Consider the following 23,106-nt stretch of genomic DNA (forward strand, 5'->3'; position numbering starts at 1 on the left):
ACTACGCGGATTGCCGGGCAGCGGCAAGTTGGGCCTTGCGGTAGTGGGGGTAAGCCTTTCGGCTGATGACGGGCGGGGGCGGCTGCGTGGGATGGCCACGTGAGTTTGCAAGCGCCGGTGCCCCGCGTTTGTAAAAAACACACGGCCGCCAGGCTGCTGGCCCCCCGCCGTATCAGGGCTAGGCGGAATGGCACCGTTTTTGCCTGCAGCGATAAAAGCCGCCCCCGCGTGCAGCGGGGCGCGGGACCATTCGAACGATGACGAAGGAGTCCCCTCATGTCTGACAAGCAACCGTTCCTGACGGACATCAAGACCATTCGCGAGCGTGCCCGCCAACACATCGACGACGGCGCGGTGACCGCTGGGTACGATGCGGAACGCGACACCGTGATCAAGCTGCTGAACGAGGCGCTGGCCACGGAGATCGTGTGCACGCTGCGTTATCGCCGCCATTACTTCATGGCCAAGGGGCCGAACTCGAAGAGCGTGGCTGAAGAATTCCTGGCGCACTCCAACGAAGAGCAGGGCCATGCCGACCAGATCGCCGAGCGGATCGTGCAACTGGGCGGGGAGCCCGACCTGTCGCCCGACGGCCTGGCGTCGCGCAGCCACGCCGAATATGTGGAAGGCACGTCACTCACCGACATGATCAAGGAAAACCTGGTGGCCGAACGGATCGCCATCGACACCTATCGCGAGATCGTGCAGTACATCGGCCAGAAAGACCCCACGTCGCGGCGGCTGATGGAGAGCATCCTGGCCGTCGAGGAAGAACACGCGGACGAGATGCTCGACCTGCTGTCGTCGCATCCCGAAGACGACAGCAAACACTAGGCACTGGCCGGCGGCGCCTTGGCGGGCGCCGATGCCGGCGGGAATGCCCATAGAAAAGGGGGGCGTGCCTGCACGCCCCCTCCCGCTTCCCTTGCTACGCGGCCGCCAGCCGGCCCCCAGGGTTCAGTTCACCGGCTGCGGCGCCGGGAACTGGTACCGGCCGCTGAGCACGTCATGGCGCGGGCGGTACATCCGCACCGTGTAGTTCCATCCCTCCACGATGGGCAGGCAGTTGGCCGTATTGGCCTCGCAGCCGCCGAACTGGATCGTGATGCCGCCGTCCGCATCCCGCTTTGCCGTGAGATTGTTCAGCGTATAGGCGCCGGCGGGATTCTTCTCGAAGTAGCCCTTGGCGTTGTAGACGCTGACCGACCAGAAGCCATCCACCGGCACGTCCTTCACATGCAGCCGGTAGACGGTCTTGCCGTCGTTCTTCGGCGGCGTCACGTTCAGGTAGGTGGCGTCCTTGTCGGGATTGCCGCCCCAGCCCGCGGCCGTGCCCAGCAGGTGCCGGACCGGATCGACCTCGCCCTTCTTGCCAAAGGCGCCCTTGAAGTCGGGCAGGGTGGACTGCAGCACCAGGATGGCGTCGCGCACCTTCTTCTGGCTGGCGGCGTCCCAGTCAGGCAACTGCAGGGTGCCCGGCGCCTTCTGGCTGACCTGGATGGCGTCCTGCAGCGCGTGGACCTGCTTGATGTCGTCAGGGCTCGCGGGGTCCACCAGGGTGCGGATGCCCACCACCACGTAGCGCGTGCCCACGTTCTCGCGCGTCAGCACATGCTTGCCGGCGCCGTAGTACACGGCCGGCACGTAGTGGTCTTCGTTGATGACCTGCATCGACATGAACCGCTTGCCCGGATTGGGCATGGTGATGGTCACCGGGCCCGCGTCCAGGTCAAACACGCCGGACGAGTAGAGCGTGTCGCGGTTCAGGCGGATCACGGTCTGGTGGTCGATCGACGCGGGTTCGCGCCGGTGCAGCAGCTTGCCCACGCCGCCCTGCTTTGCCAGGCCGGCCAGGTACATGTCCGATTCGGCGCGCACGAAGTTGTCGGCGGTGACCGGCACCGGGGTGCCTTCGGCGGCGGGTTTGTCCTGCGCATGGGCCATGCCGGCACCGGCGAGGGCCGCCACCGCGATGGCGTTGACCACTTTGACGATCTGCGTCTTTTTCACGGGCTCACCTTTGTCAAGGAAGCGTGGCCGGAGGGCCACATCGCGGGCCAGTATGCCGCAAGGCAACCCGTGTGGAAGCACCTTGCGAAATGAGTCAGATCGCGCGTCGAAACCGTTTAACTGACCCGGAGGCGGCCTGGCGCACCGGCGCTCAGACCTTTCCGGCCGCGGCGCTGCGCAGGGTGTCGAGCAGCGCAGCGATGACGCGGTCCTCGGCCGGCGCCACGCGCGACACGAACGAGATCTGCCGCGAAGGCGGCGCGTCGCCCAGCGTCATGACGCGCACCGGAAATGCCTCAAGCAGATAGGGGTCCGGCTGAGGCAGCACGGACACGCCCAGCCCGCGCGACGCCATGGCCACGATGGCCGGAATCGACAGCAGCTCGATGCGCGAACGCGCGTCGGGCGCCGTGCGGCGCACGAAATCCGCGGCCACCGACCCGGCAATGGTCGATGTATCGAAGCGAATCCACTCGTAGGCCTTGAGCAGCGCCTTCGCGGTGCGGCCCGCGGAATCCAGAGGTGCCACCAGCACGCACGGCTCGCGGAACAGCGGCGCCCAGCGCACCCGGGCCGAGGCCCCCGATTCCGGCTGGGCCACCACGGCGGCGTCGATGGCGCCCGAGCGCAGCGCGTCCACGAGCGCGGTGGAGCGCCCGCGTTCCAGCCGCACGTCCAGGTTGGGATAACGCTCGCGCACCAGCGCCGTGAACGGCGGCAGCAGCGTCACCTGCATCGGTTCGATGATGCCGAGCCTGACCTTGCCCTCCACCACGGGCGCGGAGCGGCGGCGCAGCGACTCCATCGCCTGCATCGCGCCGTCCAGCGTGGCGCTGACCTCCAGCGCGAACGGCGTGGGCCGCACCTGCAAGGCAGAGCGGTCGAACAGCGGCTGGCCGAAGTAGGTCTCCAGCTGTTTCATCTGCAGGCTGACCGCGCTCGGCGACAGGCTCATCTCGGCCGCCGCCCCGGCGAAGCTGCCGCAGCGCAGGATGGCCGCCAGCGTCTGGAAGCACTCGACCTTCATGAGTTTTTCTCATCGATAGGTTTAAAAACGTCACTTTATCTCAATCGACGCCATGGCTACGATGCTTGCCAGACGGCGCCGATCGACAGGTGCCGCACCGCACAATATCTGGAGACAACGCCGTGATGCCGCATCGTTCGCGCCTGCGCACCCTTGCTTTTTCCACCGCCTCCACCGTCGCCCTGGCCATGGCCGGCGCCACGCTGGCCCCGGCCGCCGCGCAGGCGGCCGAGCCGGTGGTGCCGAAGACGATCCGCATGGTGGTGCCGTTCCCGCCCAGCGGCAGCAACGACGTGTTTGCCCGCCTGGTCAGCGAGAAGCTGTCGAAGAAGCTCGGCGTCACGGCCATCGTCGACAACAAGCCGGGCGCGGGCGGCGCCATCGGCGCCGAATTCGTGGCGCGCGCCGCGCCGGACGGTGCGACGCTGCTGGTGACGTCGTCCACGCTGACCGCCAATGCCGCCGTGCAGCCCCGGACCAGCTACGACGTGAACAGGAGCTTCGCGCCCGTGGCGATGCTGGCCAGCGGCCCGATGGTGCTGGCTGTGTCCGACAAGTCGCCGTACAAGACCGTGGCCGACCTGATTGCCGCCGCGAAGAAGGAAAAGGGCGCGATCAACTACGGGTCGGCCGGTATCGGATCGATCAACCAGATGTCCAGCGAACTGCTGGCCGGCGACGCCGGTGTCGAATTCACCCACGTGCCGTACAAGGGCATCTCGAATGCGCTGACCGACCTGATCGCCGGGCAGGTGCAGTTCGTGATCGCCAGCTTCCCGTCGGTGGCCACGCAGGTCAAGGGCGGCAAGGTGCGCGCGCTGGGCGTGACGTCGCCGTCGCGCTCGCGCTTTGCGCCGCAGTGGCCGGCGGTGGCCGAGACCGTGCCGAACTATGCCGCCGAACTCTGGTGGGGCGTGTTCGCGCCGGCCGGCACGCCGCAGCCGCTGGTGGACAAGCTCAACGCAGAGATCCGCGACATCATCGCCACGCCCGAGATGCGCGAAATCTTCTCGCGCGAGGGCGCCGAGCCATCCGCGATGACCGCGCCCCAGTTCGCCGAGCATATCCGCCGCGACAGCGCGCGCTGGAAGCAGGTGGCCAAGGCCCGCAACATCACCGCCGAATAATTCACAGAGTCTTCCCATGTTCAGGCAGCAAGCCCTGGCGCCCGACGCCACCGGACCGCTCGACGGCATCCGCATCCTCGATCTCTCCCGCCTGGTGGCGGGCAACACGCTGACGATGGCGCTGGCCGACCTGGGCGCCGATGTGCTGAAGGTGGAACCGGCCAGCGGCGACACGCTGCGCGACTGGAAGGTCAAGGACCTGTCCACCGCCTGGAAGGCCTACTGCCGCAACAAGCGCAGCCTGTGCCTGAACTTCCGGGCCGAAGGCGCCATCGAGGTGATTCTGGATCTGGTGTCCCACGCCGACGTGTTCGTCGAGAGCTTCAAGCCGGGCACGCTCGAAACCATGGGCCTGGGCCCCGACGTGCTGATGGCGCGCAATCCCAGGCTGGTGATCGTGCGCGTATCGGGCTGGGGCCAGGACGGCCCGTATTCGCATCGTCCCGGCTTCGGCACGTTGGTCGAAGGCATGTCGGGGTTTGCGTCGATGAACGGCTTTGCCGATCGCGAGCCGGTGCTGCCGCCGATCTACCTGGGCGACATGACCGCCGGCCTGTACGGCGCCATCGGCGTGCTCAGCGCCGTGCGCAACGTGGAAGTGCGCGGCGGCGTGGGCCAGGTGATCGACCTGCCGCTGCTCGATCCGATCTTCGCCATCCTGGGCGCGCAGGCGGCCAACTACCGGCTGACCGGCAAGGTCAAGCCGCGCACGGGCAGCCGGTCCACCAACAGCGCGCCGCGCAATGCCTACCAGACCGCCGATGGCAAATGGGTGTGCCTGTCGGCGTCCACGCAGGCCATGACCGAACGGCTGTTCCGGGCCATCGGCCGGCCGGCGCTGATTACCGATCCGCGTTTCGCCACCAATGCCGAACGCGTGAAGCACGCCGCGCTGCTGGACGGCATCATCGGCGAATTCCTGGGCACGATGACCCAGCCCGATTGCGTGGCGTTCTTCGACAAGGCCGGCGTGACAATCGGGCCGATCTACGACATCTCCGACATCGAGCACGACCCGCACTTCCATGCGCGCGACATCGTGGTGGAGATTCCCGACGCCGACATGGGCCAGATTCCGGTTCACAACATCTCGCCGCGCCTGGGCGGCACGCCGGGCGCCTTCCGGCGCGCGGCACCGGCGCTGGGCGAGCATTCGGTCGAAGCCCTGCGCGCGGCCGGGCTGGACGACGCCCGCATCGCCGCGCTGCAGGCGGCCGGCGTGGTGATCGATGCCGGCGACGCCGGCAAGGACCAATGATGGCCGCGAACCCGCGCTGGAAGCAGCGTCCGCAAGGGTCCAACTGGGGCGACTTCGGTCCCGACGACCAGCTTGGCCGGCTCAACCTGATCGGGCCTGCGCAGGTGCTGGCCGCCGTGCGCGAAGTGCGCAAGGGGCTGACGTTTTCGCTGAGCCTGCCGCTCGACGTGCCGCGTGCCGGCGTGCTGAATCCCCGCCGGCGCCCGCCCGTGCTGCATCCCTCCGAAAAGGACGGCCAGCGCGTGTTCAATCGCCCGATGGCGGGCGATGTGCCGGGCGCCACCGACGTGATCAGCGACGACCACGTCACGCTGTCGCCGCAATATTCCACGCAATGGGACGCGCTGGGCCATGTGAACTGCCTGTTCGATGCCGATGGCGATGGACACGCCGAAACGGTAGGCTACAACGGCTACTCGGTGGGCAGCGGCAGCGCGGCCGATGGCACGTTCATCGGCGCCCAGGCGCTGTCGGTGGCCCCGATGGCGGCGCGCGGCATCCAGGGACGCGGCACGCTGGTGGACCTGCACCGGCATTTCGGCCCGGCGCGGCGCGCGGTGGGCTATGACGACCTGATGCGCGTGATCGAGGCCGATGGCGTGGACGTGCAGCGCGGCGACATCCTCTGCGTGCATACCGGGCTGGCCGACATGGCGCTGCAACTGTCCGCGGCCGACGATCATGCGGGGCTGCGCCATGCCTGCGCGGTGCTCGACGGCACCGACGCGCGGCTGCTGCGCTGGATCGACGAAGCCGGCATCGCCGCCATCGCCGCCGACAACCACGCGGTGGAAGAGCGCCGCCACGCACTGCCCCCCGGCACCACGGGGCCGCTGCTGCCGCTGCACGAACTCTGCCTGGTCAAGCTTGGCGTCCCGCTGGGCGAGATGTGGCACCTGACGCCGCTGGCCGCATGGCTGCACCAGGCGGGGCGGGCCTCGTTCCTGCTGACCGCCCCGCCGATGCACCTGCCGCGCGCGGTGGGATCGCCCGCCAACCCGATTGCCACGGTCTGACGACCGCACGACTTCAAGACACCAGGAGACCTATACATGCATCCGACCTGCCGCAAACTGCTGGTCGCAGTGGCCGCCTGCGCGCCGCTGCTGGCCGCCGCAGCCTATCCCGACCGCCCGATCCGCATGATCGTGCCGTACTCCGCCGGAGGCGGCGCCGACAACACCGCCCGTGTGATCGCGCAGCGCATGAGCGCGTCGATGGGTCAGCAGGTGGTGATCGACAACCGGCCCGGCGCGGCCGGCGTGATCGGCGAGGAAGCGGTGGCCAAGGCCACGCCCGATGGCTACACGGTGCTGTACGACGCATCGGCGTTCGCGGTGAATCCAAGCCTGCGCAGGATGTCGTTCGATCCGCTCAAGGATCTGGTGCCTATCTCGCTGGTGGCCACGGCGGCCAACGTCCTCGTGGTGCCGCCCAACGCGCCGTACAGGACGGTCAAGGAATTCATCGCCTATGCCAAGGCCAACCCCGGCAAGCTGACCTTCGCGTCGGCCGGCTCGGGCAGCGGGTCGCACCTGGCCGGCGAACTGCTCAACGCCAAGGCCGGCATCGACCTGCTGCACGTGCCGTACAAGGGCGGCGCGCCGGCGCTGACCGACGTAATGGGCAACCAAGTGTCGGCGTACTTCGGCAACGTGGCATCCACGCTCAACTATGCCAGGGGCGGCAAGCTCAAGGCGCTGGCGGTGACGTCGCTCAAGCGCAACCCGGGCCTGCCCGATGTGCCGACGCTGGCCGAAAGCGGCCTGCCCGATTTCGAGGTGCTGGAGTGGAACGGCGTGTGGGTGCCCAGGGGCACGCCGCCCGAGGTGGTGGCGCGGCTGGCGAAGGAAGTGCAGGGCGCCGTGGCCGATCCGCAAGTGCAGGACAAGTTGCGCCAGATGGGTCTGGAGCCGGTGGGCAACTCGCCGCAGCAGTTCGGCAAGTTCGTGCAGGGCGAGGCCGTGCGCTGGGGGGCGCTGGTCAGGCAGCGCAGCATCCGGGCGGAATGACGATGAGGGCGATCATGCGCAGCAAACTGTTTGTACCGGGTTCGCGCCCGGAGCTGTTCGACAAGGCGCTGGCCAGCGCGGCCGACGCGCTGTCGTTCGACCTGGAAGACGCCGTGGCCGAGCCGCGCAAGGCCGATGCCCGCGCCACGCTGCAGGACCTGCTGGCTTCGGGCCGCACGGCGGCATCGGGCAAGACGCTGATCGTGCGCGTGAACGCGCCGGACACCGCCCACTTCGCGCCCGATATCGTCGCCGTGGTACGCAACGGGCTGCATCTGGTCAACGTGCCCAAGGTGGAAGACGTCGAGCAGGTGCACCTGGCCGCCAAGGCCGTGGCCCTGGCCGAGGCCGCCAACGGCGTGACCACGCCGGTGAAGCTGCTGCTCAATATCGAATCGCCGCGCGGGCTGCGCCGCGCGCATGAACTGGCCGCCGCCGATCCGCGCGTGGCGGGCCTGCAGCTGGGCTATGCCGACCTGTTCGAGCCGGCCGGCATCCATCGGCGCGAAACCCTGGCCGTGGCGCAGACCATGTATCAGATGCGCATGGCCGCCGCCGAAGCCGGCGTGTTCGCCTATGACGCGGCCTTCGCGGACGTCAGGGATGCCGATGGCTACCGGGCCGAGGCCGAACTGGCGCGCCGGCTGGGGTATCTGGGCAAAAGCTGCATCCATCCGACCCAGATCGCGCTGGCCAACGAAGTCTTCCAGCCGACTGCCGCGGAAATCGCCGCCGCGCAGCGGATCGTGGCCGCCGCCGACGAGGCCGACGCGAGCGGCGTGGGCGCCTATCTGGTCGACGGCAAGATGGTGGACCGGCCGTTCGTGGAGCGCGCCCGGGCCGTGCTGGCCCAGGCGCGGACCCTGGGCTGGGCCGGCTGAAGCGCGCTTACCGCGCCGCGCTGCTCGGCTGGCAGTTCTTGATGTAGCCCGTCACGCGCCCCTGGCTCAGCATCGGCCGGAAGTCTCCGGCGCTGCGGATTTCCACGTCGGTGCCCTGGCGGGCGGCGCGCAGGTTGATGAGGTACGAGTAGCCCGCGTCGGCCCGGTGGCCGTAGCCCACGCGCACGTCGACCTTGCCAGGTTCGGGATAGGCCAGCACGTTCGCGTCGTCGCCGAGCTTCTGCTTCAGGCAGACGACGATGTCGCCCACGCTGGCATCGGAATGGAACGGCTTGCCGTCCTGCGATTCAAGGTATTCCACAGAGCTGCCGCTGGCGCAGGCCGCCAGCAGGGGGCTGACGATCGCCGCGATCAGCAGCGGCCGGATTCCGATCATTGAAGGTTTCATAGGAAGTGGTCTGGAAAATCTGCCCCGCGATGCTGCCATGCGCGGCGCCCCGGGTCAAAACGCCACGCGTTGGCCCCCCTTCCTCCCCGCAATAAAAATATTACCCGGGTGTAATTGACTGCCTCGATATTATCCGGGTAATATCCACTCCCATCTCAACGGCGTCGGGAGACCCCATGGAAGACAACGAACTTTGTACCGCCTTTGCTGGCGAGCGGCGGCTGGCGTCCGGCAAGCCGGTGGACGTGGCGCTGGCCGTGGCGGCCGCCCTGCGTGCCGATCCGCATCAATCGATTCTGGCGTTTGGCGATATCACGGGCCGGCAGCTGGATTTCGACCTGCGCGGCAGCGATGCCGACATTGCCGCACGGCTGGCGCCGCCGGCGGCCGATGACGGCCCGGCCAGGAAGGGCGCCGGGCGGCCGAAGCTGGGGGTCGTGGCGCGCGAGGTCACGCTGCTGCCGCGCCATTGGGAATGGCTGGGCGAGCAGCCGGGCGGGGCGTCGGTGACGCTACGCAAGCTGGTGGACGCCGCGCGCAAGGGGCAGGGGGCCGACGCGGGTTTGGCCGCCGGCCGTGCCAAGGCCGCGGCGGACCGGTTCATGTCGACGATGCTCGGCAACCAGCCCGGCTACGAGGAGGCATCCCGCGCGCTGTACGGCGGCGACCGGGACCGCTTCGTGGCGCTGTCGCAGGCGTGGCCCGCCGACCTGCGCGACCACGCCCGCAAGCTGGCCGCGCCGGCCTTCGGCGACGATCAGCCGAACGTGAACGCGTAGGCCTGGGCGCCCGGGTCGAGAAAGCGGATCTCGAACGTGTGTTCGCCCACTTCGCCGGCCTGGCGCACCAGCTGGTAGAGCCGCGTGGCGGTGATCGCCCCGTTGCCGTTGACGTCGATATCGGCGCCATGGCTGTCGCCCGGCGCCTTGCCGTCGATGGTCACCACGAAGCGCACGGCGCGTCCGTTGGCGGCCGGCCCCAGCACCAGGTGCAGGTCGCGGGCCTGGAAGCGATAGCGGATGCTGCCGTCGGCGCGTTCCACGGTGGCGAATTCCGGTCCGACCGTCCATGGGCCGGCCAGCCCCAACTGGTTCAGGCGCAGCTTGCCGTCCACGGCGTAGTTGCGCGGTGCGTCCGCACGGATGCCGCCCGGCGAAGCGAAGTTCGCCGCCTGGTTGTAGCCCACATAGGTCTCGCCGGAGCGGACGTTGCGCAAGTCGGGCGCGGCCTGCGCGCCCGTGGCATCGGGCACCACCACATCGCGCGACGCGGACGGCTGGCCGGCCTCGGCAAGCAGGGTCTGGATCACGCGCTCGGATTGGGCGTAGTCGCCTTCGCCGAACTGGTGGTGGCGGATAGTGCCGCGCGCATCGACAAAGTACGCCGCCGGCCAGTAGTTGTTGTGAAAGGCGCGCCAGATGGCGTAGTCGCTGTCCACGGCCACCGGAAAGCCGATCCGGAAATCGCCGATGGCGCGGCGCACGTTGTCCGGCTTCTTCTCGAAGGCGAACTCGGGCGTGTGCACGCCGATGACCTGCAGGCCCGGATACTTGTCAGCCCAGGCGCGCAGGTAGGGCAGCGTGCGGATGCAGTTGATGCACGAGTACGTCCAGAAATAGACCAGCGTGACCTTGCCTTGCAACTGCTGGCGCGCGATGGGCGCACCGTTCGGCGTGTTGAACCACTGGACCGCGCCATCGAGCGGCGGCAACTGGCCTTCGGCCGGAAGCCGGCCGCCGAAGCCGTAGCCGGTGTCGTTGGCGGCCAGCAGCATGCCCGCGCTGGCGCCCACGTTGCCTGCGGCAGCGGTCGTGGACGCATCTTCATGGCGCGCCAGCGGAGCCGGCGCCGATGCGCTGTGCAGCCGGTCGATCAATGCCTGTTCCAGCCGGGCCGGGCTGCCGATGGACAGCCGCGCCAGGAAGCCGGTATCGGCACCAATGGCGATGGCGGCCACGCCGCCCAGCACCCCCACGCCCAGGCCGCGACGCAGCCATTCGCCGGCGCCCATCGACCGCTTCATCGCCGCGAACAGGCGGCCGCCCAGCCCCAGCGCGGCGGCCAGCGACGTGGCCGCACCGGCCGCGTATGCCACCAGCAGCAGCGAGCTTTGCACGCTGGCGCCCTGCAGTGCGGCCGTGGTCAGCACGATGCCCAGGATGGGGCCGGCACAGGGTGCCCACAGCATGCCCGTGGCCACCCCGAGCAGCAGCGATGCCCACGGCGACGCGGCGCCGGCCGTGCCATCGCCGGCCAGCCGGTTGCCCAGCGCCACCACGGGCCGGGTCAGCGCGTCGGCCAGGCGGGGCACCAGCAGCGACACCCCGAACATCGCCAGCAGGACCAGCGCGGCATGGCGGCCGTATTCGTTGGCACGCACCGCCCAGGCGCCGCCCACCGATGCCAGCGTGGCCACCGCCGCAAAGGTCAGCGCCATGCCGGCCAGCATCGGCAGCCGCCCGCGCAGGAACGGCTGGCCGCTGCCGCTCAGCACGAACGGCAGCACGGGCAGGATGCACGGGCTCAGGATGGTCAGGGCACCACCCAGGTAGGCAAGGATCAGCAGCGTCATGGTCGGGTTCCTTTCGGCAAGGATGAGAGGCCAGCCATCTGGCATGCCCCAATGAGACGCCCGTGATCTACCGTAAATGTGTCGCCAACCGGCAAAGTTGTATGGCTTTGTGGGCCGGCTGCCGCCAGATACATTGCGATACACGCCGCGGCGCCCGCGCCCATACAATGCCGCCAACAGACTGATTGTTCACATTTTTCCTAAAAGTAGATTGCCCAGGGGTGAAGCTGATGGAATCGCATGTCGACCATGTCCTGATCGTCGATGACGACCGGGAGATCCGTGAGTTGGTGTCCACTTACCTGACCAAGAATGGCCTGCGGGTGACCATGGCGCCGGACGGCCGCCATATGCGGCAGTTCCTGGACGGCAACACGGTCGACCTGATCGTGCTGGACGTGATGCTGCCCGGTGACGATGGCCTGGTGCTGTGCCGCGAACTGCGCGCGGGCAAGCACAAGACCACGCCGATCCTGATGCTGACCGCCCGCGACGACGAGACCGACCGCATCATCGGCCTGGAAATGGGCGCCGACGACTACCTGACCAAGCCGTTCGCCGCGCGCGAACTGCTGGCGCGCATCAAGGCCGTGCTGCGCCGCACCCGGATGCTGCCGCCCAACCTGCAGATCACCGAGGCCGGGCAGATGCTGGCCTTCGGCGACTGGCAGCTGGACACCACCGCGCGCCACCTGATCGACAACGAAGGCACCATCGTCGCGCTGAGCGGGGCGGAGTACCGGCTGCTGCGCGTCTTCGTGGACCACCCGCAGCGCGTGCTGAACCGTGACCAGCTGCTGAACCTGACGCAGGGCCGCGAAGCAGACATGTTCGAGCGGTCGGTGGACCTGCTGGTCAGCCGCCTGCGCCAGCGCCTGAAGGACGACGCGCGCGAGCCGGCCTATATCAAGACGGTGCGCAGCGAGGGCTATGTGTTCTCGATGCCCGTGGAGATTACGGAGGCACGTCAGTGAGCACTCACCGCTGGCGCTGGCCCCATACCATGGGGTCGCGCCTGTTCCTGATCCTGCTGGCGGGCATGATCGTCGCGCACCTGATGTCGTTTGCCGTGCTGTTTTCGGAGCGGTACATGTCGGCGCGGCAGGTCATGCTGGGCACGCTGGAGACCGACGTGGCGACGTCGGTGGCGATCCTGGACCGGATTCCCGCCGCCGAGCGCCCGCAGTGGCTGCCGCGCGTGAACCGTGGCAACTACCAGTACATCCTGGGGCCAGGATCGCCGGGGGTGCCGGAGATGACCGCGCGCGGGCGCGACATCGCCGAGCGGATCATGGAAGCCACCGGCACGCACTACCCGGTCACGGTGGAGTCGATTCCGGGGGACGGCAAGCAGCTGCAGGCGCATCTGACGCTGAGCGACGGCAGCCCGCTGACCATCGACGTGCATCCGCGCATGACGCCCATCGCCCAGTGGCTGCCCTATGTGCTGGTGCTGCAGTTGCTGCTGCTGATCCTGTGCTGCTGGTTCGCCGTGCGCCTGTCGATCCGCCCGCTGGTGGCGCTGGCCGATGCCGCCGACGCGCTCAACCCGAATACCCGGTCGCAGCCGCTGGACGAGCACGGGCCCACGGAACTGGCGCAGGCGGCGCGGGCCTTCAATGCCATGCGCGACCGCATCGCGCAATTTGTCGAGGAGCGCGTGCAGATCCTGGCCGCCATCTCGCATGACCTGCAGACCCCCATCACGCGGATGAAGCTGCGTGCGGAGCTGGCCGAGGATTCGGAGGAAAAGCGCAAGCTGGTCAACGACCTGGCGGAAATCCAGACGCTGGTGCGCGAAGGGCTGGCGTACGCGCGCAGTTCGGGCGGCGACGGCGAGGAGGCGTCGAAGATCGACCTGGGGTCGTTTGTCGAAAGCCTGGTCTACGACTACCAGGACACCGGCAAGGACGTGTCGATCGGCGAGAACGCCGGCGGCGCCATCGTGACGCGCCGCAACGCGCTGCGGCGCGTGCTGACCAACCTGATCGACAACGCCATCAAATATGGCGGCGGGGCGGCCGAAGTGGGCGTCCACCGCGAACGTGACGCCGTGATCATATCGATCATGGACCGGGGCCCCGGCATCCCCGAAGACAAGCTCGAAGCCGTCTTGCAGCCGTTTGTCCGCCTGGAGGGCTCGCGCAACCGCGAAACCGGCGGCACCGGCCTGGGCCTGGCCATCGCGCACCAGCTGGCGGCGGCCATCGGCGGCTCGCTGACATTGCGCAACCGCGAAGGCGGCGGCCTGGCTGCCGAAATCCGGCTGGGCTGAGACTGTTTTGCGATAGGTTCCAGCGATTCAGGGTTTGCTGCCCTCTCCCGTCGGCGGAGACGGGTCCAGGGAGAGGGCGAGCGACGCAAATCGCACCCGGCAGGCCAGCAGCGCCTTGCCGCCCTCTCCGTCCAACCTCTCTCTTTCTCTTTCTCTCTCTCTCTCTCCCTCCCGGGAGAGGGGCGTGCCGCAAGGCGCACCTCCGCGGTTCTTCCCCTCCCCGTAGTGCTCGCTTCCCCGCAGGCTGCCTTCCTTTTTGTACGGCTTTGTATCAGGCCGCCGCGACGATACGTGCCCTGACACAACGGCCGCCAATTCGCTACGGGCGCGATACGTGGGCCGCCTTAAATACGGTCCATGGCAGCGCGACGCACAAATAACAAAGCGCAAACGCTGCCACGGCATCCACCGAATCGACCGCATCCCACTGAAAAGGAAACCATCATGTCCAAGAACCTCACCAAGCGCCTTGTTCTCGCCGTTGCCCTGGTCGCCGCCGCTGTTGGCGCACAGGCATCCGTTGTCGGGGCCCGCGATGTGTACACCGACGGCGCCCGTGCCGTACAGGGTGCACGCGACGTGTTCAGCGAAGGCGCCCGCTCGGCCACCGACGCCCGCGACCCGTACACCGAAGGTGCCCGCTCGGTGCAGGAACCGCGCGGCCCGTACACCGACGGCGCGCGCACGGTAGCCAGCCTGTCGTTCCGCTCGGCCGATCCGTTCAGCGACGGCGCCCGTTCGGTACAGGACCCGCGCAGCCCGTACTACGACGGTGCCCACTCGGTGCAGGAACCGCGCAGCCCCTACTACGACGGCGCCCATACGGTAGCCGGCCTGGATCGCACCGGCGTGTCGGCCCCGCCGGCCCGCTCGGCAGACCCGTACCTGGACGGCGCCCGCACGCTCGACCCGTACTACGAAGGCGCCCGCACGGTGGCCGGCATGGACCGCACCGGCGTGTCGGCCGATCCGGCGCGCAGCGTCGATCCGTACCTGGATGGCGCCTACGCCTGAGCCCGGCCCACGCGCCGCGCCGCCATCGAATCCGCTTCACCAACCAACCACTGAATACAACAAGGAATTCACCATGACCCGCATCGAAAACGTCCTGTACACCGGCAAGGTCCACATCACGTCCGGCGGCCGCAACGGCTCGGCCCGCAGCGACGACGGCAAACTCGACATCGACCTGTCGTCGCCGGGCAGCAAGGGCAACGGCACCAACCCCGAGCAGCTGCTGGCCGCCGGCTGGTCTGCCTGCTTCATCGGCGCCATCGGCCTGGCCGCCGGCAAGCAGCAGATCAAGCTGCCGGAAGACCTGTCGGTCGATGCCGAAGTCGACCTTGGCACGGCCGGTGCGGAGTACCTGCTGCAGGCCCGGCTACGCGTGCATATCCCCGGCATCGAGCGCGAGGTGGCGCAGGCGCTGGTGGACACCGCCCACCGCACCTGCCCGTACTCGAAGGCCCTGCACGGCAACATCCATATCGAAACCGAACTGGTCTGACCAGTGCCCCATCGCGCCATCGCCCCGACGTCCGCCCTGCGGACACGGGGCGAGCATCTCCGGATAGAGGCCCCTGAATCATGCGTAACGTACTCCGCGCCATGCTCGGCGCCATCGGCCTCGCGGCCATCTATACCTTCGGCACCGGCGCCATCGCCGAAAGTCCAAAGGTGGGCGACCAGGGCGCCGCCCCCGAATTCGTGGGCATCAACAACTGGCTGAATTCCGAGCCACTCACGATGCAGCAACTGCGCGGCAAGGTGGTGCTGGTCGATTTCTGGACGTACGCCTGCGGCAACTGCGTGAACACGCTGCCGTATGTGAAACAGTGGTACGACAAGTACAAGGACCAGGGGCTAGTGGTGGTCGGCGTGCACACGCCGGAATTCCCGTTCGAGAAACCGACCGCGAACGTGCAGGCGGCGCTGAAGCGGTACGACATCCGCTACCCGGTGGCGCAGGACAACATGTACGGCACGTGGTCGGCCTATCGCAACCAGTACTGGCCCGCGCTGTACCTGATCGACGCCAATGGCCGCATCGTCTACCAGCACTACGGCGAAGGCCGCTACCAGGAAACCGAGGCGGCCATCCAGAAACTCCTGGCGGAACGCAAGGCGGCACAGCCTGGGTGAGTGGGTGTCGCCGTGAAGGGATCAGCGTCCGAGCCTGTCTCGGAACCGGAAAGGGCCTTGCTTCGCAGGGCCCTTTTCACTTGCGCGTAAATCGCAATCCGACGAATTCTGCGTGCGGTTGCTTCGGATTAGATCACTGCGAAATCGGTAGCTTTCGCGGCAGGAAGTCGGTGTAGCGTGCGTCGCACAGCAAACAGTGTGTGACGCGAACCGATGATCGATAAACTCTTGCTTGGGTCTGCGGACGGTCAACCGGCATCGATCCCAGGCCGCCAACCCTACCGCCTCGAAGTCCCCGCCGCCCCCACCGCCATCGCGTTGTCGGTGGTCTCGTTCAAGGCCGTCGAGACCCTCGGCAAGCCTTACGAGGTCACCGTCCAGCTGACCCATCCGCTGGAACTGGACCGTGCCGACTACCTGAATCGTCCCGCCACCTTCGTCATCGACCCCGGCGATGGCAGCGAGCCGCGCCGCTTTGCGGGATGGATTCCGGCGTTCGCGAAGACCCGCCAGACGCGGGACTTCCACGGCTACGAGATGGTGGTGGAGCCGCTGGTGACGCGCCTGCGGCTGACGCCGCGCAGCCGTGTCTATCAGCACAAGACCGCACCGCAGATCATCGAGGCGATCCTGCGCAGCCACGACCTTGAAGGCCATCAATTCGCATTTCGGCTACGGCGCGAGTATCCCGAGCACAAGTTCCGCCTGCAGTACCAGATGTCCGATTGGGACTACGTCCGCCTGCTGATGGAGCAGGAAGGCATGTACTGCTACTTCGCGCCGGGGAAATTTGGCGAAATTGTGGTGTTCGGGGACGACATCGACCACTACATCTATCAGCCGGAACTGCGGGTGCCCTATCGCGAGACGGCCGGGCTGGAGTCGGGCACCGAAGCGGTCTTTGCCATTCGTACCAATACGAAAACCGTCGCCAGATCGGTCCTGGCATCGGACTACAACCCCGCGCACGCCTACGAGCGGCTCAAGGCCGACACCAACATTGCATACAAGGATCGGACGACTTATGGCGAGCCATACGTCCACGGCACCCATCATCTGGATATGGCTGGCGCGAAGTGGGAGGCGCTGCTGCGCCACGAGGCGGCCATCGCCGGGCAGGTCGTCTATCAGGGTGAAAGCAACGTGCTGGCGTTGCGCCCGGCGCGCATCCTGCGCATGGATACGACGCTGCCCGATGCGCCGAACGGCCAGGTCATTACCGAAGTCATCCACACGGGCGCCCGCGATCAGGCTTATCGGAATACCTATCAGGCGATTCCGTCGGACCGACGCTTCCGTCTGCCGGCCGACGACACCAAATGGCCGCGCATCGCCGGCACGCTGAGCGGTCGCGTCACCTCGCCCGGCCAATACAAATATGCCTACCTGACGCAGGACGGGCACTACACCGTCCGCTTCGACCTCGACTTCGATGAATGGCCGAATGGCCAGGAAAGCGTACCGCTGCGGCTGGCCAAGCCGTTCGCCGGCGCGGTGCAGACCGGCTTCCACTTCCCGCTGCTCGAAGGCACCGAGGTCGCCATCGCCTTCCACGACGGCAACCCGAACCGGCCTTATATCGCCCACGCGCTGCACAACAGCCACAAGCCAGACCTGATCATCGGCCGGGACGGCTGGCAATCGCGCAACGTCATCCGGACGCAGCGCAACAACAAGCTGCGCTTCGAGGACTGGGAGGGGCATGAGGGGATCAAGCTGTCGACCGAGTACGGCGGCAAGTCGCAACTGAATCTCGGGTATCTGGTGGACCGCCAGATGAAGGAGCGGGGGCAGGGGTTCGAGTTGCGGACATCGCACTGGGGCGCGGTGCGGGCGGGCAAGGGGCTGTTTTTGTCGGCGGATGATCAGCCTGGGGTCGGTGGGGCGCAACTGGACATGCAACCTGCCTTGCGGCTGCTGACGATCGCACAGCAGCAAACGGAAGCGCTGGCCGAATCCGCCAGAGCGGCACAGGCACTCGTCGCTGATTGCGCGCGGCAGAAGGCGCTGCTTGGCGACACCCTCGACCAGCTGAAGGCAGCCGGCCTGCTTGCCAGTGCACCGGCGGGCATGGCGTTGGTCTCGGGCAAGGACCTGCAATTGACCGCCAACAATAACCTGATTGCTACTGCGGGGGGAAACGCAGATATCAGCGTGCTCAGGCAGTTCATGGTGGCCGCCGGGAACGGCATATCGCTGTTCGCGGAACGCCTTGGAATGAGGCTGTTCGCCAGCAGGGGCAAGGTCGAGATCCAGGCTCAGTCCGACGAGATGCATCTGAGCGCGCTAAAGGACCTGAAGATCGCCAGTGTCGATGGCAAGCTGATTCTCTCCGCAGACAAAGAGGTGTTAATCGGCGCAGGCGGTTCGTACATTCGCATCACGCCGGAGCGGATCGAGAACGGCACGACTGGCGACATCGTCGAGAAGTGCGCCGCGTGGGACAAAGCCGGCCCTGCTTCCGTGCCACTTGAGGCCCAGCTCCCGACCGGACTACCCCCGACAAAGTTGTGGCTGGGCGCAGTCGCGTCGGCCATCAGTCGGCACAACCTTCCTGTGGGCATGCCATACACCGTGCTCGCCGACGGCGCTCCAGTGGGGAGCGGCGTCATGGATGATGATGCGCTGATCTCTATCGACCATCGGCCAGAGGTGCAGTCGTACGTGATCGCCTTGGCAAATGGCAGTACCTACGCCGTGCCCGTCGCGGAAGTCTATCGGGGCGACATGGCGAACGGAGAACTAGCCAATCAGGGCTTCCAGCTGCATGAGCGCGCTGTCGACGACGATGCGGATACGGAAGACCGCGCACAGCATCGTGCCATATGCCACACCCTTACCGACAAGGAGCCGCCAGCATGAGTCGGAATCCCATCACGACGCCGATTGCGCTGTCGTGCACGCGCACTGCCACGATCGCCATGAAGTGGTTTGTGGAACGTTCGGAATATGACCCGGCGCAATGCACGTTCAAGCCGCTTGTGAACGGCGAAGAGGCGTTCGGCGAGGTATACGACGCCATCCTGGCCGCACGGCGCTCGGTGGACATCATCCGCTGGGGCTTCCAGCCCTCGATGTACTTCAAGCGCGGCCATGCGGATGTCATGACCATCGGCGAGCTGCTGGTGCACAAGGGCGCGCAAGGCGTGAAGGTTCGTCTGCTTTGCTGGCAGGACGACCTTGCCGCGGCCCCCTGGAGCGAAAACAACGCACCGGGCAACAACCTGGCAACGCACGTCAAGCCGCACTTGCCTGACTGGATGTTGTCGGGCTTTGCGCAACGCGACTACCAGAGCAAATTCCAGCGCGAGTTCGACGTTGCGTGGTATGGGCGCGCCAATGGAAACAACGTGACGCGAGGGGGCGGTCTGGACGAGGATGTGGCGCGCCAGGTGCTGCACCAGATGGCCCGCGCAGCGGGCACGACGTTTCCCGGCATCGAATTCGCGACCCGCGGCTTTTCGCTTTGGGACCGTGCTGAGATCGCCTACCGGACCTTGCTGCAGGGCGATTACAAGGAGAGCGACGGGCGTACCAAAGCGAAGAACGCGGCCGTCATGACCGCCATTCCCACGCATCATCAGAAGATGGTGATGATCGACTATGAGGAGCCCGAGCATGCCGTGGGCTTCGTCATGGGCCACAACATGCTCGATACCTACTGGGACCGGGACGACCACAGCTTCCATCGACAGCACCCGAGACTGGGCCGGAACGGTCTGCACCCCCGGCAGGACATTTCTGCCCGCGTCGCAGGCCCGGTGCTGAAATACCTCAACAAGAACTTTTGCGAAGCGTGGGATGGCGCGACGGGCCAGCGGCTGACGGAGGCGAGGCAGCCCGTTGCCAGGCGCCTCACCTTGCGGCGCGACGGCAACACGCCGGTGGTGGGGCAGCTGTTGCGGACCAATCCCCAGGGAAACCGGTTCGATATCGAGTCCCTGTACCTGCAGGCGGTGAACAACGTCACGCGATTCATCTATATCGAGAACCAGTATTTCCGGCTGCCGATGCTTGCCGAGATGATCAAGCAGGCGGTGGCGGCCCAACTGCGCGGCGGCCGCGACCTGAAGAAGCATGGCCCCATCTACCTGTTCGTGGTGACCAATTCGAGCGACGAAGGGATGGGTCCGGGGGCACTGAAGACATACCGGATGCTGGAGGCGCTGGGCAAGGCCGACGCGATGCCGGCCGTGGCGAAGCTGGAACGCGAGGACGCGCGCCAGGCCGATCTGCGCCGCCAGCACAAGGAGGCAGGCGCGCAAGCCAGGGCCGCTAAACAGGATATGGACGAGGCGAATGACCTGGCGCATATCGACAAGGCATTCGCCATCAAGAGGCTGCACGAGGCGCGGGAACGCTTTGGCAAGGCGCGCCAGAAACAGGCCGATCTGGAAGCGGAAATGGCCAAGCCCGCCGAGGAAGTTGGACCGCCACCCGAAATCGAAGGACTCAAGGTGCATGTCTGCACGCTGGTGGCACCCGATTCTCCGCCCGGTAAATGGGATTACGTGTACGTGCATTCCAAACTGATGATCGTCGACGACGTATTCATGACGCTGGGCTCCGCCAATATCAATACCCGCAGCATGATCGGCGATAGCGAATTGAATATCTGCCACGAACATGCTGGGGTGACCACGCCATTACGCAGACGGTTATGGGCGATTCATACGAAAGGGATGGGGGCGCAAGAGGATGTGGGGAAGGCGTTTAAAGATTGGGCGCACATCCTCGAAGAGAATACGTTACGGCAGGAAGACGGTGAAGCAAGTCCGTACGCCTCGCTCATCGCATTCTTTCGAGATTCGCCGAAGCGCACAAACCTGGATTGATCGATGAAAGTCGCACGCGCCATTTTGCCTCTTATTTTCTTGTCCGCATGTTCCAGCAAGGATCCCGCCATGTCGTCATTGCCAAACTTGGAGTCCGTTCGCGTCAATCTGTCGTTCACCTGTTCGCAAGAGGAAACGATGTTGCCTGCACTGGACGCCGATGCTGACGCGCTCTTTCTTTATGCCCGCCATCTGCAGAAGCTGGAAGGCCCAAAGGATTACGATGAGATGGCACGGTATTACCGCATTGCTGCCGCTCACGGACACTACAAGGCCAACCGGAATCTACAGAACCTTTTGTTTTATGGGCAGGCATCGTCGCCAGGCCGATCGAAGGAGGTCATCGAGCTAGCTGGACGTTTGATAGATGAGGGAGTGCCAGGCGGCTATTACGACATTGGCCATTATTTGCAAATCGGCTATGGCCTGAAACAAGATGCCGAGATGTCGTTGAAGTTCTTTAGAAAAGCTGCAGATTTTGGAAGTCCGGACGCACAATACTACGTTGCCCGGCTGCTAGCCCCTCGTAATATGGCACCGGATGTGGCCTTTCAAATGCTTACGTGTGCAGTAGCACAAGGTCACGGTAAAGCGGCGGCAAAGCTGGGTTTGCGTCTGAGGAGAATGCATCGTTATGCGGATGCGGTCGACATTTTCCAGAATGGCGTCAGTGCGGGCAACTCACTCTCGGCGCTAATGCTGGAACGTGGGTTTAGCGTACAGCCTTCTTCTGATGGATTGAACAATCTCTCTCTTCCAGCAGACTCCGAGCGTTCTCTCCGATACGAGCAGATCGGGAATTTTCTTGATCGTTACGAACACCTCAACCCCAAAGTCCCCGACATCGACCTGATCGTCCCGTTGCCGCCGGCCAAGCTGCCGCCGTGGGACGGCACATTCCAGTGGGTACGGGAGCATGACGCTGCAGTGCCGCCCGAGAAGCCGTCCGAGGAACTGGTCAATCGTCTGAGCCAGGCAAGGAATCTCGATCCGGCCACTGGTTTGCCGCTGCCGCCGCCACCGAAACTGCCGTTGGGGACCCGCGCCAAAACCGGTCAGCCTTGTCCGGAAAGCGGTATCTGGTGCGTGCCGGAGGCTGCAACGGTATTTGCCGGGGCAACTCGGCATTTCCGCAAGGGTGACGTCCTGCCGGAATTCGAGATGCCCAAGCCTCGCCGGCTGTCATGGCTGGACGACCTGCTGGGAGAGCGGGTTGTGTACTGGAACGTGTCGTGGAAGCTGATTTCGTACGACGAGAAGGGTTGAATCATGTTGATATCGAATCGCGGTCTGCAACCCGTTGTCAGTCTGGTTCTTCTCGCGGGCTTGCTGGGCGCCTGCTCGAGCCAGACCATCGAATATCCGCCGTTGCCAGATGTCAGTGCCGTCCGGACGGATCGCGCCTTCACATGCGCACACGAGGCCAATGTCCTGCCGCCACTGGACGGCGGTGCTGAGGCGCTATTTCGCTACGCCCGATACTTGCAAAAGAAGCAGGGGCCGAAAGATTATGAGCAGATGGCGGTCTACTATCGTATCGCGGCAGCGCATGGCCACTACAAGGCAAACCGGAATCTGCAGAATTTGCTGGCTTACGGTCAGGCATATTCACCGTTTCGGTCCAGGGAGGTGATCGATCTTGCCAATCAATTAATTGAACTCGGAGTGCCTGGCGGATACTACGATATCGGTCACTATCTGGAAATCGGTTATGGGTTGAAGCAGGACAGGGAGATGGCGCTGCGCTTCTTTCGAAAAGCGGCGGATTTAGGCAGCCCTGACGCCCAGTTGTATGTTGGAGAGCTGCTCGCGCCTTGGGACAAAGCCCCTGAAGTTGCCACGCAGATGTGGCAGTGCGCCTCAGACCAGGGCTTCGCCAAAGCTTCGCGGAGGCTTGGGGTGCGCCTGCAAACCAAAGGGGCATACAACTCGGCGTTGGGCGCCTTCCAGCAAGGTGTCATGGCCGGGGACTCGCAGTCTGCGCTCGCATTGGAGCACGGATTTGAAGGGCCACCACAGACTGACAGACTCTATTACCTTTCATTGAATGCGGATCCGGAGCGTTCTCTCCGATACGAGCAGATCGGAAAATTCCTACGAAACTACGAACACCTCAACCCCAAAATCCCCGACATCGACCTGATCGTCCCGTTGCCGCCGGCCAAGCTGCCGCCGTGGGACGGCACATTCCAGTGGGTAAGGGAGCATGACGCTGCAGTGCCGCCCGAGAAGCCGTCCGAGGAACTGGTCAATCGTCTGAGCCAGGCAAGGAATCTCGATCCGGCCACTGGTTTGCCGCTGCCGCCGCCACCGAAACTGCCGTTGGGGACCCGCGCCAAAACCGGTCAGCCTTGTCCGGAAAGCGGTATCTGGTGCGTGCCGGAGGCTGCAACGGTATTTGCCGGGGCAACTCGGCATTTCCGCAAGGGTGACGTCCTGCCGGAATTCGAGATGCCCAAGCCTCGCCGGCTGTCATGGCTGGACGACCTGCTGGGGGAGCGGGTCACGTACTGGAACGTGTCGTGGAAGCTGATTTCGTACGACGAGAAGGGTTGAAT

20 protein-coding genes are annotated in these 23,106 nt (G+C 65.9%); 16 read left to right on the forward strand and 4 right to left on the reverse strand.

Annotated features, from left to right (window positions below):
- The first annotated feature begins 276 nt into the window (after positions 1-276).
- Positions 277-834, forward strand: coding sequence for a ferritin-like domain-containing protein (locus AC24R4_RS07080; RefSeq protein ID WP_153946856.1), 558 nt, complete (start codon positions 277-279; stop codon positions 832-834).
- Positions 835-957: 123 nt separating this feature from the next.
- Here AC24R4_RS07080 and AC24R4_RS07085 read toward each other — a convergent pair whose 3' ends face one another.
- Complete coding sequence (locus AC24R4_RS07085) at positions 958-2,010, reverse strand: DUF1254 domain-containing protein (RefSeq protein ID WP_487522579.1); 1,053 nt, start codon at positions 2,008-2,010, stop codon at positions 958-960.
- A 151-nt stretch (positions 2,011-2,161) separates the two neighbouring features.
- A complete protein-coding gene (locus tag AC24R4_RS07090; protein WP_487522580.1) occupies positions 2,162-3,037 on the reverse strand; it encodes a LysR family transcriptional regulator in 876 nt (291 codons plus the stop codon).
- Positions 3,038-3,162: 125 nt separating this feature from the next.
- Here AC24R4_RS07090 and AC24R4_RS07095 point away from each other — a divergent pair, with 125 nt between their 5' ends.
- The 5 genes from AC24R4_RS07095 to AC24R4_RS07115 are packed head-to-tail and all read left to right on the forward strand — an operon-like array spanning position 3,163 to position 8,315.
- Entirely contained in the window at positions 3,163-4,164 is a 1,002-nt protein-coding gene (locus AC24R4_RS07095) for a tripartite tricarboxylate transporter substrate binding protein (RefSeq protein WP_487522581.1), read from the forward strand.
- Positions 4,165-4,180: 16 nt separating this feature from the next.
- On the forward strand, positions 4,181-5,422 hold the full coding sequence (locus tag AC24R4_RS07100; protein WP_487522582.1) for a CaiB/BaiF CoA transferase family protein: 1,242 nt from the start codon (positions 4,181-4,183) through the stop codon (positions 5,420-5,422).
- Complete coding sequence (locus tag AC24R4_RS07105) at positions 5,422-6,438, forward strand: cyclase family protein (protein ID WP_487522995.1); 1,017 nt, start codon at positions 5,422-5,424, stop codon at positions 6,436-6,438. Before AC24R4_RS07100 ends, AC24R4_RS07105 begins: the two co-directional genes overlap by 1 nt.
- 36 nt (positions 6,439-6,474) lie before the next feature.
- Positions 6,475-7,434, forward strand: coding sequence for a tripartite tricarboxylate transporter substrate binding protein (locus AC24R4_RS07110; protein WP_487522583.1), 960 nt, complete (start codon positions 6,475-6,477; stop codon positions 7,432-7,434).
- 14 nt (positions 7,435-7,448) lie between these two features.
- Positions 7,449-8,315 (forward strand): HpcH/HpaI aldolase/citrate lyase family protein, encoded by an 867-nt coding sequence (locus AC24R4_RS07115; protein ID WP_487522584.1) that lies wholly within the window; start codon positions 7,449-7,451, stop codon positions 8,313-8,315.
- Positions 8,316-8,322: 7 nt separating this feature from the next.
- On the opposite strand, the gene AC24R4_RS07120 is transcribed toward AC24R4_RS07115, so the two are convergent.
- Positions 8,323-8,712 (reverse strand): hypothetical protein, encoded by a 390-nt coding sequence (locus AC24R4_RS07120; RefSeq protein ID WP_487522585.1) that lies wholly within the window; start codon positions 8,710-8,712, stop codon positions 8,323-8,325.
- Between the two features lie 188 nt (positions 8,713-8,900).
- Between AC24R4_RS07120 and AC24R4_RS07125 the strand changes: the two genes are divergently transcribed.
- On the forward strand, positions 8,901-9,503 hold the full coding sequence (locus AC24R4_RS07125; protein ID WP_400395281.1) for a DUF2239 family protein: 603 nt from the start codon (positions 8,901-8,903) through the stop codon (positions 9,501-9,503).
- On the opposite strand, the gene AC24R4_RS07130 is transcribed toward AC24R4_RS07125, so the two are convergent.
- Positions 9,482-11,296, reverse strand: coding sequence for a cytochrome c biogenesis protein DipZ (locus AC24R4_RS07130; RefSeq protein WP_400395282.1), 1,815 nt, complete (start codon positions 11,294-11,296; stop codon positions 9,482-9,484). The genes AC24R4_RS07125 and AC24R4_RS07130 overlap by 22 nt on opposite strands.
- A gap of 230 nt (positions 11,297-11,526) precedes the next feature.
- Between AC24R4_RS07130 and AC24R4_RS07135 the strand changes: the two genes are divergently transcribed.
- The 9 genes from AC24R4_RS07135 (at position 11,527) to AC24R4_RS07175 (ending at position 23,104) form a co-directional block, all read left to right on the forward strand.
- On the forward strand, positions 11,527-12,270 hold the full coding sequence (locus AC24R4_RS07135) for a response regulator (protein ID WP_153946865.1): 744 nt from the start codon (positions 11,527-11,529) through the stop codon (positions 12,268-12,270).
- A gap of 29 nt (positions 12,271-12,299) precedes the next feature.
- On the forward strand, positions 12,300-13,571 hold the full coding sequence (locus tag AC24R4_RS07140; RefSeq protein ID WP_400395294.1) for a sensor histidine kinase: 1,272 nt from the start codon (positions 12,300-12,302) through the stop codon (positions 13,569-13,571).
- Between the two features lie 444 nt (positions 13,572-14,015).
- Positions 14,016-14,585, forward strand: coding sequence for a copper resistance protein CopQ (locus tag AC24R4_RS07145; protein WP_400396800.1), 570 nt, complete (start codon positions 14,016-14,018; stop codon positions 14,583-14,585).
- A gap of 73 nt (positions 14,586-14,658) precedes the next feature.
- Entirely contained in the window at positions 14,659-15,078 is a 420-nt protein-coding gene (locus AC24R4_RS07150; RefSeq protein WP_400396798.1) for an organic hydroperoxide resistance protein, read from the forward strand.
- 80 nt (positions 15,079-15,158) lie between these two features.
- Positions 15,159-15,713 carry a thioredoxin family protein gene (locus tag AC24R4_RS07155; protein ID WP_487522586.1) on the forward strand — a complete coding sequence of 185 codons (555 nt, stop codon included), beginning with the start codon at positions 15,159-15,161 and terminating at the stop codon, positions 15,711-15,713.
- A gap of 213 nt (positions 15,714-15,926) precedes the next feature.
- A complete protein-coding gene (locus tag AC24R4_RS07160; RefSeq protein ID WP_487522587.1) occupies positions 15,927-18,575 on the forward strand; it encodes a type VI secretion system Vgr family protein in 2,649 nt (882 codons plus the stop codon).
- Positions 18,572-20,548: a phospholipase D-like domain-containing protein gene (locus AC24R4_RS07165; RefSeq protein WP_487522588.1), complete on the forward strand. Its 1,977-nt coding sequence runs from the start codon at positions 18,572-18,574 to the stop codon at positions 20,546-20,548. The genes AC24R4_RS07160 and AC24R4_RS07165 overlap by 4 nt, the downstream gene beginning before the upstream one ends.
- A 3-nt stretch (positions 20,549-20,551) precedes the next feature.
- The gene (locus tag AC24R4_RS07170; protein ID WP_487522589.1) at positions 20,552-21,814 is read left to right on the forward strand and encodes an SEL1-like repeat protein; all 1,263 of its coding nucleotides are present in this window, start codon (positions 20,552-20,554) and stop codon (positions 21,812-21,814) included.
- Between the two features lie 3 nt (positions 21,815-21,817).
- Positions 21,818-23,104 (forward strand): SEL1-like repeat protein, encoded by a 1,287-nt coding sequence (locus AC24R4_RS07175; RefSeq protein ID WP_487522590.1) that lies wholly within the window; start codon positions 21,818-21,820, stop codon positions 23,102-23,104.
- Positions 23,105-23,106 lie beyond the last annotated feature (2 nt).

The sequence above is a fragment of the Cupriavidus sp. CER-90 genome (genome assembly GCF_057652055.1).

What these genes read in the sequence shown, in the direction of transcription:
- AC24R4_RS07095 (WP_487522581.1), top strand. Translation starts at nt 3,163, where the DNA reads ATGCCGCATCGTTCGCGCCTGCGCACCCTTGCTTTTTCCACCGCCTCC.
- AC24R4_RS07160 (WP_487522587.1), top strand. Translation starts at nt 15,927, where the DNA reads ATGATCGATAAACTCTTGCTTGGGTCTGCGGACGGTCAACCGGCATCG.
- AC24R4_RS07140 (WP_400395294.1), top strand. Translation starts at nt 12,300, where the DNA reads ATGGGGTCGCGCCTGTTCCTGATCCTGCTGGCGGGCATGATCGTCGCG.
- AC24R4_RS07080 (WP_153946856.1), top strand. Translation starts at nt 277, where the DNA reads ATGTCTGACAAGCAACCGTTCCTGACGGACATCAAGACCATTCGCGAG.
- AC24R4_RS07135 (WP_153946865.1), top strand. Translation starts at nt 11,527, where the DNA reads ATGGAATCGCATGTCGACCATGTCCTGATCGTCGATGACGACCGGGAG.
- AC24R4_RS07115 (WP_487522584.1), top strand. Translation starts at nt 7,449, where the DNA reads ATGCGCAGCAAACTGTTTGTACCGGGTTCGCGCCCGGAGCTGTTCGAC.
- AC24R4_RS07100 (WP_487522582.1), top strand. Translation starts at nt 4,181, where the DNA reads ATGTTCAGGCAGCAAGCCCTGGCGCCCGACGCCACCGGACCGCTCGAC.
- AC24R4_RS07105 (WP_487522995.1), top strand. Translation starts at nt 5,422, where the DNA reads ATGGCCGCGAACCCGCGCTGGAAGCAGCGTCCGCAAGGGTCCAACTGG.
- AC24R4_RS07145 (WP_400396800.1), top strand. Translation starts at nt 14,016, where the DNA reads ATGTCCAAGAACCTCACCAAGCGCCTTGTTCTCGCCGTTGCCCTGGTC.
- AC24R4_RS07120 (WP_487522585.1), bottom strand. Translation starts at nt 8,712, where the DNA reads ATGATCGGAATCCGGCCGCTGCTGATCGCGGCGATCGTCAGCCCCCTG.
- AC24R4_RS07090 (WP_487522580.1), bottom strand. Translation starts at nt 3,037, where the DNA reads ATGAAGGTCGAGTGCTTCCAGACGCTGGCGGCCATCCTGCGCTGCGGC.
- AC24R4_RS07150 (WP_400396798.1), top strand. Translation starts at nt 14,659, where the DNA reads ATGACCCGCATCGAAAACGTCCTGTACACCGGCAAGGTCCACATCACG.
- AC24R4_RS07155 (WP_487522586.1), top strand. Translation starts at nt 15,159, where the DNA reads ATGCGTAACGTACTCCGCGCCATGCTCGGCGCCATCGGCCTCGCGGCC.
- AC24R4_RS07165 (WP_487522588.1), top strand. Translation starts at nt 18,572, where the DNA reads ATGAGTCGGAATCCCATCACGACGCCGATTGCGCTGTCGTGCACGCGC.
- AC24R4_RS07175 (WP_487522590.1), top strand. Translation starts at nt 21,818, where the DNA reads ATGTTGATATCGAATCGCGGTCTGCAACCCGTTGTCAGTCTGGTTCTT.
- AC24R4_RS07170 (WP_487522589.1), top strand. Translation starts at nt 20,552, where the DNA reads ATGAAAGTCGCACGCGCCATTTTGCCTCTTATTTTCTTGTCCGCATGT.
- AC24R4_RS07130 (WP_400395282.1), bottom strand. Translation starts at nt 11,296, where the DNA reads ATGACGCTGCTGATCCTTGCCTACCTGGGTGGTGCCCTGACCATCCTG.
- AC24R4_RS07110 (WP_487522583.1), top strand. Translation starts at nt 6,475, where the DNA reads ATGCATCCGACCTGCCGCAAACTGCTGGTCGCAGTGGCCGCCTGCGCG.
- AC24R4_RS07125 (WP_400395281.1), top strand. Translation starts at nt 8,901, where the DNA reads ATGGAAGACAACGAACTTTGTACCGCCTTTGCTGGCGAGCGGCGGCTG.